Genomic DNA, 13,477 nt, shown 5'->3' with positions numbered 1-13,477 from the left:
GTCGGGTGCCTCGCCCGGCGTGCCGGGCGGAGCCTCGTGCGGCGGGAACAAGAAACGGGAAGGAAGGGGCAAGGCAACCGAAGAACAGGCCGGGCGGCTCAGGGCTTTCGGGCGACCGCCCCGTACATGGCGATGTCCTCGTCCTTGATGTTTTCCGTGCCGGCCCCGTCCGGGCGCCACTTGTGGACCTGGGTGAGGCCGGGTTCGACCAGGTCCAGGCCGTCGAAGAACCGCTTGGCCTCGGCCTCGGTGCGCAGGCGCATGGGCATGTCGCGCGCCGCGTACTCGCGTGCGACCCGGGCCACCTCGTCCGGCGCGAAGTCGGCGGTGCCGATGGACATCGCCAGATAGCTTCCGGAGGGCAGGGGCTCCAGGAGGCGGTTGACGATGCCGTAGGCGTCGTCCTTGTCCAGGACGAAGTGCACGATGGCGATCACGGTCAGGGCGACCGGCCGGCTGAGGTCGAGGGTGTCGCGGAGTTCGGGGGCGTCCAGGATGGTGGCGGGCTCGCACATGTCCGCCTCGACATAGGCGGTCCTGCCTTCGGGGGTGCTGGCGAGCAGGCCCTGGGAGAGGGTGAGGACGATGGGGTCGTTGTCCACGTAGACGACCCGGGCGTCCGGGGCGACCGTCTGGGCGATCTCGTGGAGGTTGGGTGACGTCGGGATGCCGGTCCCGATGTCCAGGAACTGCCGGACTCCCGCCTCCTCCGCCAGATAGCGCACGGCCCGGTTCATGAAGTCGCGGTTGGCCCGCATATGGATCGGCAGGGCGGGCCACTCCCGGGACATGGCGATGCCCGCTTCCTTGTCGGCCGGGTAGTAGTCCTTGCCGCCGAGGATGTAGTCGTAGATACGTGCCGAATGCGCGCTCTCGGTGTCGATACGGTCGGCCGACCATCCGTTCTCGCTCAACGCGTCCCCTCCCATTGGATCGTCCGGATCGTCATCGGTCTTCGGGTCATGCATCTTCGTGGATCGTCAGTGGTGCACTGCTGAGTGCGCTGCTGAGTGCGTTTCAGAGCTCCTTGCGAATCGCGCCGAGGACGTCCTCGGTCTTCCGGGCGGGCACCGACTGGGCGCCCATCCGGTCCAGGACCTCGCGGTAGACCACCACGTCCTCCTCCTTGTCCAGGTACACGGCGCCGACCAGCCCGCTGAGGTAGACGATGTCGGGCAACTCCTTGGCCCGGAACCGGAAGACGTCGAACGCACCGGCCGGCATGGCGGGATGCGGACCGTTGCGGAACGGCATGATCTGCACGGTGACATGGGGCAGGGCGCTGACCTCGATCAAGTGGTCGATCTGGGCGCGCATCACGGCCGCGCCCCCGACCGGCCACCTCAGCACCGTCTCGTCCATCACGACCCACACCCGGGGCGGGGTCTCGCGGGTCAGCAGTTCCTGACGCTGCATCCGCAGGGCGACCCTGCGCTCGGTGGCCTCCGGCGCGGCGTGCGGATGGCCGGCGCTGAGCAGCGCACGGGCGTAGTCCTCCGTCTGGAGCAGCCCGTGGACGAACTGCGCCTCGTAGCCGCGGATCTGGAGTGCCGCCTGCTCCAGGCTCAGATACGCGGCGAACCAGTCCGGCATCACATCGCGGTAGGTGTGCCACCAGCCGCGCTTGTTGGCCTCGCGCACCGACTTCAGGAAGGTGTCCAGCTCACGCTGGTCGGTGACGCCGTAGGTCCGGAGCAGCTTCTCCACGTCCGGAAGTCTGAGCCGGGCCACCTTGGCGGATTCCATCCTGCGGATGGTCGAGTGGCTGACCCCGATCACCGCGCCCGCCTGGTCGTACGTCAGACCGGCGCGGGTCCGCAGCTCCTCCAGCTGCCTGCCGAGGATCAGGCGCAGGACGGGGGGAGCACCGCCCCATGCGGTTTCCGCCGCCACGCTCCACCTCCCCACACCCAGCTTCACCGTTGCAGTGTGTCACGAGCGCCGCGCCGGGTGATCACCCTCCCTCTCGGCTCCGTTGGCAACTTGCAATTTTCAACTTACCGCTTGCAACTCGCTCATTGCAGCTGTCACAGTGGTCACACCGTCCGATCACGGTGGGAACGCTTGCGTGGGTTCGTCCGTAGGCACTGCGCAGTGCGGGAGCGGCACGGTCCATGGTGCGCAGGCAGACGAAAGGCGACCGCTCGTGGCTTCCCTCGCCCTGCCCCCGGCTCCCCCTCGGACGCCGCGGGAACAGGACACGCACCCGGCATGCGCCTTAAGGCTGCCGGCCACCGCCTCCTCGGTGGGCACGGTTCGCGCGGCCGTGCGCGAGCGGCTGCGCGCCTGGGGCGTGGGCTCCCAGATGTGCGACGACGCCCTTCTCGTGGTCTCCGAGCTGGTCACCAACGTGATCGCGCACACCGCCAGCGACCGCCTGGAGTGCAGACTGGGCGGTGGCGCGGGACTTCTGCGCATCGAGGTCGAGGACCAGGCGCGGGCCCACACGCTGCCCGCGCCGCGCACCCCGGGCCCCGACGAGCACGGCGGCCGCGGGCTCCTGCTGGTCGGCGCGGTGAGCAGCGCCTGGGGGGTCAGGGACGCCCCGCACGGGCGGGGGCGGATCGTATGGGCCGAGCTGGCGTCGCGGACGGAAGAGCGCCGCTGACTCATGGACCGACCGCATATCGCCCCTGACGCCTCGTCGCCCGGCACGACGAGCTTCCGGCGACACCACTGCCGGCGCCTCCGGATACCGGACGGGCTGCCCACCAGGCTGGGTTACGACGCGGTGGGGATGCCCGCGGACATCGGACGGCGGGTCATGCGCTCGCTGCCCCGCATCGGCTGTGTCTTCGCCGACGATCAGCGGTGGTGGTGGATCGTGCCCTCCGGATCGCATATCGACGTCGCCTGGCCGCCGTTCACCAGCTACGCGGTCGGGGCCTGTGTGACCGACCGGGGCGCGGGACGTCTGGTGCGCTCCCGCCACCCCCGCCTGGTCCATCACCCCCAGGACGACTCGCCCTACACCCCGCCCATTCCGCTGTACTTCATGACCTGCCATATCGCGGGCATCCGGCCCCGCTGGTCGCCGGGGGACGCCACCGGGCCGTCCCGAGCGGTATGAGCCGGATCGCACCGTCTTCCGTGCGCCGACGGTCCTCCCGAGGACGCCGCGCAGGGGAGTCGGCCTGACCGACAACGTTGTCCCAAGGTCTGGACAAACCACAGATCCGAGTGCTCTGGTATTCGTGCAGCAAGTGTTCCCTGTGCAAGAGTTCCACCGTCTCGACGGGCGGTGGGGCCAACCGGACCATGGAGCAGCAGCGTGCTCAGACACTTGTTCCTCCGCTTCCCCGCACTTTTCCGCCCGAGACGGACCTGGCGGCGGCGCGTGGCCGCCGCCGTGGTCCCCCCGCTGGCCGCCACCGCCCTGCTCGTCTCCGGCGCCGGCCCCTCCCACGCCGCCCCGGCCTGGAACCCCAAACCCGCACCGATGACGACCCCGTGGACCAACCAGGTCCCGGTCGACCACCCCCTGCCGGAATACCCGCGCCCGCAGCTCACCCGGAACGACTGGACCGATCTCAACGGCATCTGGAACTTCGCGGTCACCTCCCGCGACGCCGGACAGCCCGCCACGTTCGGCGAGCAGATCCGGGTGCCGTTCGTACCCGAGTCCGCGCTCTCCGGCATCCAGCGCAAGATCACCCAGAACGACAAGCTCTGGTACCAGCGCACCTTCACGGTGCCCTCCGGCTGGAGCGGCCGCCGGGTCCAGCTCAACTTCGGCGCATCCGACTGGGAGACCACGGTCTGGGTCAACGGCACCCGGGCCGGTGAAGTCCACCGCGGCGGGTACGACGCCTTCTCCTACGACATCACGCCCCTGCTGAACGGCGGCACCAACACCATCGTCGTCTCCGTGTACGACCCGACGGACTCCGGCGGTCAGGCCTTCGGCAAGCAGCGCATCCAGGACATCGCCCCGCACGCCGACCGGAGCATCGAATACACCGCCGCGTCCGGCATCTGGCAGACCGTCTGGCTGGAGCCCACCCCCACCGCGCACATCACCCGCCTGGACATGGTCCCGCACCTTCAGGACAACACCCTGCGGGTCACGGTGCGCGGCTCCGGGGCGGACGGCGCCGGCGTCAAGGTCACCGTCTCCAGCGGCGGCACCACGGTGGGCAGCGCCACCGGCACGGTGGGCACCGAACTCTCGGTGCCGGTGCCGGGCGCCCATCTGTGGACGCCCGAGGACCCGTTCCTCTACGACGTCACGGCCGAGCTGACCGGCAGCGCCGGAGCCGACAAGGTCGGCGGTTACACCGGTATGCGGTCGATCGCGGTGAAGGACGTGAACGGGGTCCGGCGGCCGGTGCTCAACGGAAAGTTCGTCTTCCAGACCGGAACCCTGGACCAGGGCTACTGGCCGGACGGCATCTACACCGCGCCCACCGACGAGGCCCTCAAGTACGACCTCCAGAAACACAAGGACCTGGGCTTCAACATGGTCCGCAAGCACATCAAGGTCGAACCGCAGCGGTGGTTCTACTGGGCGGACCGGCTCGGGCTGCTGGTGTGGCAGGACATGCCCTCCATGGACAGCTCCAAGACCCCGGACACCGCGGCCCGCGCCCAGTGGGAGAGCGAGTACCGCGCCATCATCGACCAGCACCGCAGCTCGCCCTCACTCATCCAGTGGGTCGATCAGAACGAGGGCTGGGGCCAGTACGACCAGGCCCGGATCGCGGACATGGTCAAGGCGTACGACCCCTCCCGCCTGGTCGACAACATGAGCGGGGTCAACTGCTGCGCCGCGCGGGACGGCGGCAACGGCGACGTCATCGACAACCACAACTACGTCGGCCCCGGCAACACCCCGACCGAGTCGGCACGGGCCTCGGTGCTCGGCGAGTACGGCGGTCTGGGCTACCGGGTGTCCGGCCACGAGTGGTATCCGGGCGGCGGGTTCAGCAACGAGGACCAGCCGAGCACATCCGCGCTCAACAACCGGCTCGTCGGCCTGCTCGACGGGTTGCGGGAGAACTCCATGCCCGCGGGCGGCCTGTCGGCCTCCGTCTACACGCAGATCACCGATGTGGAGAACGAGGCCAACGGACTCATGACCTACGACCGCCAGGTCGTCAAGGTCGACCAGGCCCGGGTGCGGGCGGCCAACGAGGCGCTCATCGCCGCCTCCCGCACGGTCGGCGCACCGGTGAAACTGTCCGCCGGGCAGTCCGTGTCGATCCGGGTCACCACCCCCGGCTACACCGACCGCTACATCCGCCACTACGACGGGCTGGGCTTCACCGAGGTGGTCAACGCGGCCAGCTCCGACCTGCTGAAGAAGGACGCCACCTGGACCGTCCGGCCGGGACTGGCGAACAAGCTCTGCTACTCCTTCGAGTCCCGCAACTACCCGGGCGAATACCTGCGCCACCGCGACTTCCGCGTCCGGCGCGAGGCGGGCGACGGCTCCACCGTGTACCAGCAGGACGCGACCTGGTGCCCGATCCAGGGCAACGGCGGCATCCGGATGTCGGCCGCCAACTTCCCCGGCCAGTACCTGCGGCACATCGACGCCGAGCTGTGGCTGGCCCAGTCGGGCGGCACCCACGACTGGGACAACCCGGCCACCTTCACCGAGGACACCACCTGGGCGATCGAGCCCCCCTGGGCTCCCTGACGCCACCCGCGGGCACGGCCCGACCGGCCCGCGCCTTCGGTCCCGTCATGGCGGCCGCCCCGCGCGGGCGGCCGCCGCCTCTCCCCTCCCCTCCCCCCACCTCCGCACGCGCACGGCCCCCACGGAAAGGCGGGTACGTCATGTCAGCGCGTCTCCACCGGGTCCTTCGCGGACTCCTGACCCTGGCCATCGCCCTGGCCGGTCTCGTCCTCCTCCCCACACCGTCCCGTGCCGCCACCCCGGTCTGCGCGCTGGCGTGCGACACCCTCGACCCCTCCAAGGCACAGCGCGAAACCTTCCCCGTGCCGGAGGTGAACCTCCATGGCCGCATCCTCCGGCTGCATGTGTCCGACCCCGACAACATGGCCTGGGCCAGCATCGACAACGGCGTGAGTGGTGACGCGGTCTGGCTCGACCGCTCCTGGGACCGGGGCGCCTCCTGGGACGGCCTGCTCGGCAAGGCGAGCATCCCCAGCACCTGGACCGGCACCCGCACCCTGATGTACAACCTCACCGACCCGGTGGCACACCGGCGCGGCTGGGTCCGCGCCTGCGGTGACGCCGGCGGCGTCACCTGCACCGGCTGGGTCTACCCGAAGGTGTGCGACGGCACGTTCTGCGACGGCGCCGACCCCGCCACCGCGGCCGGCGACGACCGCCCGGTGCCCTCGACCACGCTGTTCGGACGCACCATCAGCGTCCACGTGGACCAGAAGAACGGGATGGCGTGGGGCGTCATCGACAGCGGCGGCACGGGCGACGAGATCTGGCTCGACCGCTCCTGGGACAACGGCGCCACCTGGCCCGAGGGCTCCTCCCTCGGCCGTACCAGCGTGGCCTCGGGCAAGACCTCGACACGAACGGCCATGTTCGCCACCCGGGACCCGCGCGGGCTGATGTTCGGCGGCGCGGTCCGCGCATGCGGCCGTGAGGCCACCCACCAGGAGGGCAGCTGCACGGCCTGGGTCAGGCCCGCGCCGACCCGGGCGCGCGCCGCGGCGGACGCGCTGATGGCCTCGTACCAGACCTACGAGGGCTGGTGGCGCAGCAGCTGGTGGAACTCGGCCGTCGCGGTCACCTCGCTCATCGACTTCGCCGAGCGCACCGGGCGGCACGACTACGACTGGGTCATCGCCCGCACCTTCGAGCAGAACCGCGGCGTCTTCCCGGCCGGCGGGCGCAGCTCCGACGCGGTGGAGGGCCACTTCATCAGCCGCGCCATCGACGACGCGGCCTGGTGGGGGGTGGCCTGGCTGACCGCGTACGACTACACGCACGAGCGGCGCTATCTGGACGAGGCGGTCACCATCGCCACCTACGTCCACCAGTACTGGGACACCGGCACCTGCGGCGGCGGTGTGTGGTGGGACCGCGAGCGCACCTACAAGAACGCCGTGACCAACGGGCTGTACCTGTGGCTGACGACCTCGCTGCACCAGCGGGTCTCCGGCGACACCGTGTGGGGCGACCGGGCGGCCACGGCCGCCACCTGGTACCTGAACAGCGGCATGATCAACAGCTCCGGACTGGTCAACGACGGACTGACCAGCGGCTGCCGCAACAACGGCCAGACCGTGTGGAGCTACAACCAGGGGCTCGCCATCGGCGCCTTCACCCAACTGTGGCGGTCCACCGGCAACGGCCAGTACCTGGACACCGCCCGGCGCCTGGCCGACGCCGCGACCACCTCGACGGCGCTGACCCGCGACGGTGTCCTGACCGAGTCCTGCGACACCGGCACGAACACCTGCGACGACAACCAGAAACAGTTCAAGGGCGTCTTCATGCGGCATCTCGCCGATCTCGCGGACGCCACCGGATCGGCCACGTACCGGGCGTACATCACCCAGCAGGCCGACTCGATCTGGCGCACCGACCGGGACTCCCTCAACCGGCTCGGCCAGCGCTGGTCGGGCACCACCCCGAACCAGGTGGACTGGCGCACCCAGGCCAGTGCACTCGGCGCGCTGACGGCCGCGGACGGCCGGTGACCCGTCGCACCACCCGACGGGCCGGCCACCTGCCGCCAACCCCCCACCACCCGCGCTCGACCCGATGTGAGGAGCCATCCATGGGCCCAGGGCCCCGCACCGCCCGCCGCTACGCGGCACTGCTCACCGCGCTTCTGGCCATCCTGTGCGGCCTCGTCGCCACCCCGGCGGCCACCGCCGCGGCCCCCGGAGCCGCCACGGCACCGCGCGCCGCCGCGACACCGCAAGCCGCCGCGGGCACCTTCCGCAATCCGCTCAACACCGGTCCGGACCCGTATATGACCTTCTGGAACGGGTCCTACTACCTGACCACCACGCAGGGCGGCAGCATCCGCATGTGGCGCTCCTCCTCGCTCGGCACCCTGCTCGAGGCCGACCCCATCACCGTGTGGACGGACACCGACAGCTCCCGCAACCAGCACATCTGGGCACCGGAGTTCTACCGCTTCAACGAGCGCTGGTACCTCTACTACACCGCCGACGACGGCGTGGACGACCACCACAGGATCTACGTGCTGGAGTCCGACCGTGACGACCCGGCGGGCCCCTACCACTTCAAGTCCCGTCTGACGCCGCCCAACCACAGAGCCGACTTCGCCATCGACCCCAGCGTCCTGACGCTCAACGGGCGCCTCTACCTCGCCTACTCCGGGATCAACCAGTACCAGCACAACGGCATCAACATCGCCCCGATGTCCAACCCCTACACCGTCTCGGGCAACGCCGTCGCCTTCAACGCGGCCGGCGGCTGCCCCGAGGTGCGCGAAGGCGCCGAGTTCCTGTACCGCAACGGCCGCACCTGGATGACGTACTCCACCTGCGACACGGGCAAGCCGGACTACCAGGTCTGGATGATGTCCCTGCCGGACGGCGCCGACCCCCTCGTGCCCGGCAACTGGACCCAGCACACCGGTGCGGTGTTCTCCCGCGCCGACGACCACGGCGTCTTCGGCCCCGGCCACCACGCGTTCTTCCGCTCCCCCGACGGCACCGAGGACTGGATCGTCTACCACGCCAAGACCACGTCGGTGAACACCTACACCGACCGCACCACCCGCGCCCAGAAGATCTCCTGGCGCGCCGACGGCAGCCCCGACCTGGGCCGGCCGCTCGCCATGGGGGCCACACAGGACCTGCCCTCCGGCGACCCGGGAGCGGGCACGTACTGGATCAACGACGACGCCCGTTCCAGCGGCGCCGGCACCGTCGCGTACACCGGCACCTGGAACTCGGGCACCGGCTGCGCCACCCAGTGCTTCTGGAGCGACGACCACTGGAGCGACCGGGCGGGCAACACCGCCACCTTCTCCTTCACCGGAACCCGGATCGCCCTGCTGTCGGTGCGCGACACCGGCAACGGCATCGCCGCCCTCAGCATCGACGGCGGCACCGAGCAACGCGTCGACTTCTACGGCGCGATCCGCACCGGCGAGACCCTCCAGTACCTCAGTCCCCGGCTCCCCTACGGCCGGCACACCCTGCGCGTCCGGGTCACCGGCGAGCACAACGCCCAGTCGGGGGCCTCGTTCGTGAGCGTGGACCGTGCCGAGGTGTACACGCGCTGAGAACCCGGCACCCGCCGAAGGTGGCCCCCGCCCGGTGGCGGGGGCCACCTCATGGTGCGCCGTCCCCCGCGTCCGCCGGTACGAGCAGACCGTGCAGGGCGTACTCCACCAGCGTGCGCACCTCGTCGGGGGCCAGCGATGCGTGCCCGGCCATCAGGCGGAACGCCAGGGCGCCCAGCAGCACGTCCGTGGCCGTCGACGCGTCCACGCCCGGCCGGGTCAGTCCCGCTTCGGCGGCCCGGTCCCAGTACGGCTCCAGCGCCGCCCTGCGGGGCAGCAGGAAGAACTCATGGAAGTACGGCGCCGCCTGCGGCTCGGCGGCGCAGGCGGCCAGCAGCTGCCCGAAGAGGGCGCCCTCCGGGCTGGTGTAGTAGGTCAGCAGATCGGTCGCGAAGGTGACGAGGTCGGCGACGGGGCGGCCGGTGTCGGGGAAGGCCACCGCCTCGGCCGTGTCCCGGCCGAACGCCTCCGCCATGATGGCGGCCTTGCAGGGCCAGTGCTTGTAGATGGTCGCCGTGCTGACACCGGACCGGCCGGCTATCCGGTCGATGGTGACCGCGGCCATGCCCTCCTCGCGCATCAGCGCGCTGGTCGCGGTCAGGACCGCGTCATGCGCACGTGCGCTGCGCGCGCTCCGGGGACGCTGCCGCGTTCCGCGCCCCTCGGACACGTCGGGCACGTCGGCGGTGGTGTCCACGGGCGGGTCCTCCTCCGGGCTTGCCTCCGTAACTAAAGTGATGCTTCACTTTAGCATGCTCTACGAACTCGCGACCCTGTCCCTCAAGCTGCGCACCGTCCCCAAGGCCCTGTCCGCGCTGGAGACCTACACCACGAGCGCCGGCGGCCGGCTGCTCGGCTGCTGGGAGCCCGAACACGGCGTCATCGTCGGGCAGTTGCTCGTGCTGCGCGGCTTCGAGGACGCCGAGGAACTCGCCGAGGAGCGCCGGCGCGTCCTCACCAGCTCCGACCCGTTCGGCATCGGCGAGCACCTGACCGCCTTCCAGGTGGAGAGCTACGCGCCGTTCCCCTTCCTGCCACCGGTCGAGCCGGGCCACTACGGCTCCGTGTACGAGTTCCGCACCTACCACCTCAAGGTCGGCGGTCTGGTGCCCACGATGGCCGGCTGGGAGGCCGCGGTGCCGCCACGCGTCCGGCTCCACCCCCTGACGACGGCCATGTACGGCCTGGACGGCGTCCCCCGCATCACCCACATCTGGCCCTTCCCCGACCTCAACGCCCGGCTGGAGATCCGCCGGACCTCCTACGAACAGGGATTCTGGCCGCCGGAGAACGGCCCGGAGAACATCGCCCACGCCACCTCCACGATCGCCCTGCCCACCCCCATCTCCCCGCTGTCCTGACCCGGTGCCGCGGACCCCTTACCGTGGCGCATGTGGATCTCAACTTGCTCGTGGCGCTCGACGCGCTGCTGGAGGAGAACAGCGTGTCCGGGGCGGCGGACCGGCTGAATCTCTCAGCGCCGGCGATGAGCCGGACACTGGCCCGGATCCGGCGCGCGACCGGCGACGAGATCCTGGTACGGGCCGGCCGCACCATGGTCCCGACCCCGCGCGCCCTCGAACTGCGCGAGGAGACCCGCGAACTGGTGCGGCGGGCCACCGCCGTGCTCACCCCCGTGCGCCGGCTCGACCTGGCCCGGCTGAGCCGCCACTTCACGGTGCGCGGTCATGACGCGCTGCTGGGCGCCCTCGCCGCGCCGCTGATCGCCAGGGTCGGCGGCACGGCCCCGCACATCCGCCTGAGCCTGCTCGCCGAGGCGTCCGCCGACCAGCCCGATCTCACCCGTGGCCACGTCGACCTGGAGATCGGCGCCCGGGAGCCGGACCGTCCGGAGATCTCCTCCGACGTGGTGGGTACCGACCGGATGGTCCTGGTACTGCGGCGGGGCCATCCGCTCGCCAAGGGGAGGGTCGATGTCGACAAGCTCACCCGGATGGCCTTCGTGACCGTCTCGCGCCGTGGCCGGCTGCACAACGCCGTCGACGACGCCCTCGCCGAGCGGGGCCTGCGCCGGCGGGTGATCGCGTCCCTGCCGACCAGCGCCGCGGCGCTGGAGGTGGTGTCCCGTTCGGACGCCGTGGTCATCGTGGCCGAGCGGGTCTGCTGGCCCGCCGCGGCGAGGCTCGGCCTCGTCACCCGGCGGCTCCCCGTGGAATTGCCCCCGGCCCGGGTGGTCATGACCTGGCACCACCGCCACGACGGCGATCCGGCCCACGCATGGCTCCGCGGCCAGGTGCGGGAGGTGCTCGGCGAGGTGACCGACGGCCCCGTGGACGCCCGGGACTGAGGTCTCCGGGCGCCCGGCCGTTCGGCCACCTCGCCGACTGGTCCCGCGCCCGTGTGCCGCGGCCGCGCCCTGAGCGCCGCTTGGCACACTATTTCTCGGGCGCTGTTTCTCGGACACTCTTGCTCGGGCGCTGTTTCTCAGGCGTTCTTTCTCAGCGGGCCGCCGGGGCGGTCGCCGTGAGCACCTGCTGCGGGGTGTTGAGCTGCCGGAGCAGGCGGGCCACTTCGGCGGCCATGGCGTGGCGGGCCGGCCGCAGATAGCGGCGCGGGTCCACCACGGCCGGGTCGGCGTCGAGCGTCGCGCGGGCGGCTCCGGTGAAGACCACATTCAGATGGGTCGACATGTTGATCTTCTTCATGCCGGCGTGGACGGCCGCCTGGAGCGTCGCGTCGTCCGCCCCGGACGAGCCGTGCAGCACCAGGGGTACCGGTACGGCGGCGCGCAGTGCGCGCACCAGGTCCAGGTCGACCGTGGCGGTCCGGTCGCTCATCTGGTGGGAGGTGCCGACCGCGACCGCGAGGGCGTCGACGCCGGTGTCGGCGACGAACCGCGCCGCCTCCCGCGGATCGGTACGGACACCCGGCGCGTGTGCTCCGTCCTTTCCGCCGATCTCGCCGAGCTCCGCCTCGACGAACACCTTCCGTTCATGACACCACCGGGTGACCTCCCGGGTGCGGGCCACGTTCTCCTCCCAGGGCAGGTGCGCCCCGTCGTACATGACGGAGGTGAAGCCGCGGGCCACGGCCTCCTCGATGAGGTCGACCCGGGTGGCGTGGTCCAGGTGGAGGGCCACCGGCACATCGGCGGCGGCGATGGCCGCGTGGGCCGCCGCGGCGAGCGGCGCGAGCGCGCCGCGGTAGGCCACGGCGTTCTCACTGATCTGCACGATCACCGGCAGCCCGGCCCGCGCCGCCCCGGTGAGGACCGCTTCGAGCTGCTCGATGAGTACGACGTTGAAGGCGCCCGCGGCCAGCGGGGTGGCGGCGAGGACCCGGTCGGTGGAGGCGAGGGGCATGGGAGACGTCCTGGGGGTGAGGGGAGGTTCAGCCGGTCGGTCGGTTCAGTCCTGGGAGCCGAGGATGACCGAGCGGGTCAGGTGCTCGGGCCGGTCGGGGTTCCGGCCGGCGTTCTCGGCGAGACGGACGGCCAGACGCTGGGCGAGGACGAGTTCGGCCAGCGGATCGAGGACCCCCTGGCGCAGATACGCCCCGGTGGCGCCGACCCGGTCGGCGAGTGAGCTCGCCACGGGGGCCAGGCTCCACACGGCCCGGCCCGCGCGGGCCACGGCGATCGGGCCGTGCCGGTACTCCATGGCGGAGTAGGACTCCGTCCAATGGGCCGCCGCCTCGCGCACCTTGAGCGCGGCCTCGTGGGCGACGCCCACGCTCCAGTCGGCCCCGAGGAAGGTGATCTGCTCGGCGCCGGTCAGCTCGTCGGGGAGCGGCGAGGCGAGCGCGGTGGCCACGTCGGCGAGCGCGTCGTCGGTGGGGAGCCCGAGGTGGGCACGGAGCAACAGCAGTTCGGTGGTGGGGAACCGGGTCTGCACCACCGACCGCTCGTCGGCGTAGTCCAGGCAGATCACCTCGTCGGCCTTGGCCGTCGCCGGGGAGTCGGCGACGGCGGTGACCGTGGTGATCCGCGCCGGTTCCGCGGCCTCCTCGAGCGCCGAGATGATCTCGGTGGTGGTGCCGGACCGGGTGAGGGCGAGGATCCGGTCGTAGGGCCTGAGCAGCCGCGCCTCGGACGCCGGATAGGCGTCGGTGATGCCGTGGCCGATGCCTTCGCGCAGCCGCGCGTACGCCTGGGCCATGAACAGCGAGGTGCCGCAGCCGATGACCGCGACCCGCTCGCCCGGCGCGGGCAGCGCCTTGGCGTGGCGCGGCGCTTCGCTCACCGCCCGCTCCCAGCACTCCGGCTGGCTGGCGATCTCATCACTGGTGTGGGACATGATTCTCCGTGACGTAGGTGGGTG

Annotated in this window: 12 protein-coding genes; 7 read left to right on the top strand and 5 right to left on the bottom strand. The window is 71.3% G+C overall.

Annotated elements, in window-relative coordinates; all coding sequences use genetic code 11:
- Positions 1-98: 98 nt before the first annotated feature.
- Positions 99-914, bottom strand: a complete 816-nt coding sequence (locus tag N6H00_RS34325) for an SAM-dependent methyltransferase (protein ID WP_268977230.1) — start codon at positions 912-914, stop codon at positions 99-101.
- Positions 915-1,017: 103 nt separating this feature from the next.
- Positions 1,018-1,893: a helix-turn-helix domain-containing protein gene (locus N6H00_RS34320; protein ID WP_268975732.1), complete on the bottom strand. Its 876-nt coding sequence runs from the start codon at positions 1,891-1,893 to the stop codon at positions 1,018-1,020.
- Between the two features lie 253 nt (positions 1,894-2,146).
- On the opposite strand from N6H00_RS34320, the gene N6H00_RS34315 reads away from it, so the two are divergent.
- The 5 genes from N6H00_RS34315 to N6H00_RS34295 all read left to right on the top strand — a co-directional run bounded on the left by N6H00_RS34315 (position 2,147) and on the right by N6H00_RS34295 (position 9,197).
- On the top strand, positions 2,147-2,608 hold the full coding sequence (locus N6H00_RS34315; protein ID WP_361257136.1) for an ATP-binding protein: 462 nt from the start codon (positions 2,147-2,149) through the stop codon (positions 2,606-2,608).
- Positions 2,609-2,611: 3 nt separating this feature from the next.
- Entirely contained in the window at positions 2,612-3,070 is a 459-nt protein-coding gene (locus tag N6H00_RS34310) for a hypothetical protein (RefSeq protein ID WP_268975731.1), read from the top strand.
- Positions 3,071-3,349: 279 nt separating this feature from the next.
- Positions 3,350-5,641: an AbfB domain-containing protein gene (locus N6H00_RS34305; RefSeq protein ID WP_443073255.1), complete on the top strand. Its 2,292-nt coding sequence runs from the start codon at positions 3,350-3,352 to the stop codon at positions 5,639-5,641.
- Positions 5,642-5,781: 140 nt separating this feature from the next.
- A complete protein-coding gene (locus tag N6H00_RS34300; protein ID WP_268975730.1) occupies positions 5,782-7,632 on the top strand; it encodes a glycoside hydrolase family 76 protein in 1,851 nt (616 codons plus the stop codon).
- 80 nt (positions 7,633-7,712) lie between these two features.
- Positions 7,713-9,197 carry a glycoside hydrolase family 43 protein gene (locus N6H00_RS34295; protein WP_268975729.1) on the top strand — a complete coding sequence of 495 codons (1,485 nt, stop codon included), beginning with the start codon at positions 7,713-7,715 and terminating at the stop codon, positions 9,195-9,197.
- Positions 9,198-9,246: 49 nt separating this feature from the next.
- On the opposite strand, the gene N6H00_RS34290 is transcribed toward N6H00_RS34295, so the two are convergent.
- Positions 9,247-9,894: a TetR/AcrR family transcriptional regulator gene (locus tag N6H00_RS34290; RefSeq protein ID WP_268975728.1), complete on the bottom strand. Its 648-nt coding sequence runs from the start codon at positions 9,892-9,894 to the stop codon at positions 9,247-9,249.
- Between the two features lie 55 nt (positions 9,895-9,949).
- Here N6H00_RS34290 and N6H00_RS34285 point away from each other — a divergent pair, with 55 nt between their 5' ends.
- Together N6H00_RS34285 and N6H00_RS34280 are read left to right on the top strand one after the other, a co-directional pair.
- Complete coding sequence (locus N6H00_RS34285) at positions 9,950-10,558, top strand: NIPSNAP family protein (RefSeq protein ID WP_268975727.1); 609 nt, start codon at positions 9,950-9,952, stop codon at positions 10,556-10,558.
- 32 nt (positions 10,559-10,590) lie between these two features.
- Positions 10,591-11,505 (top strand): LysR family transcriptional regulator, encoded by a 915-nt coding sequence (locus tag N6H00_RS34280; protein WP_268975726.1) that lies wholly within the window; start codon positions 10,591-10,593, stop codon positions 11,503-11,505.
- 151 nt (positions 11,506-11,656) lie between these two features.
- Here N6H00_RS34280 and N6H00_RS34275 read toward each other — a convergent pair whose 3' ends face one another.
- A complete protein-coding gene (locus N6H00_RS34275; protein WP_268975725.1) occupies positions 11,657-12,520 on the bottom strand; it encodes a class II fructose-bisphosphate aldolase in 864 nt (287 codons plus the stop codon).
- A gap of 45 nt (positions 12,521-12,565) precedes the next feature.
- Complete coding sequence (locus tag N6H00_RS34270; protein ID WP_268975724.1) at positions 12,566-13,453, bottom strand: SIS domain-containing protein; 888 nt, start codon at positions 13,451-13,453, stop codon at positions 12,566-12,568.
- Positions 13,454-13,477: the final 24 nt, after the last annotated feature.

It is taken from the genome of Streptomyces sp. S465, from assembly GCF_026898115.1.
GTDB classification, from domain to species: domain Bacteria; phylum Actinomycetota; class Actinomycetes; order Streptomycetales; family Streptomycetaceae; genus Streptomyces; species Streptomyces luomodiensis.
This window is presented reverse-complemented; position numbering and strand designations above follow the sequence as displayed.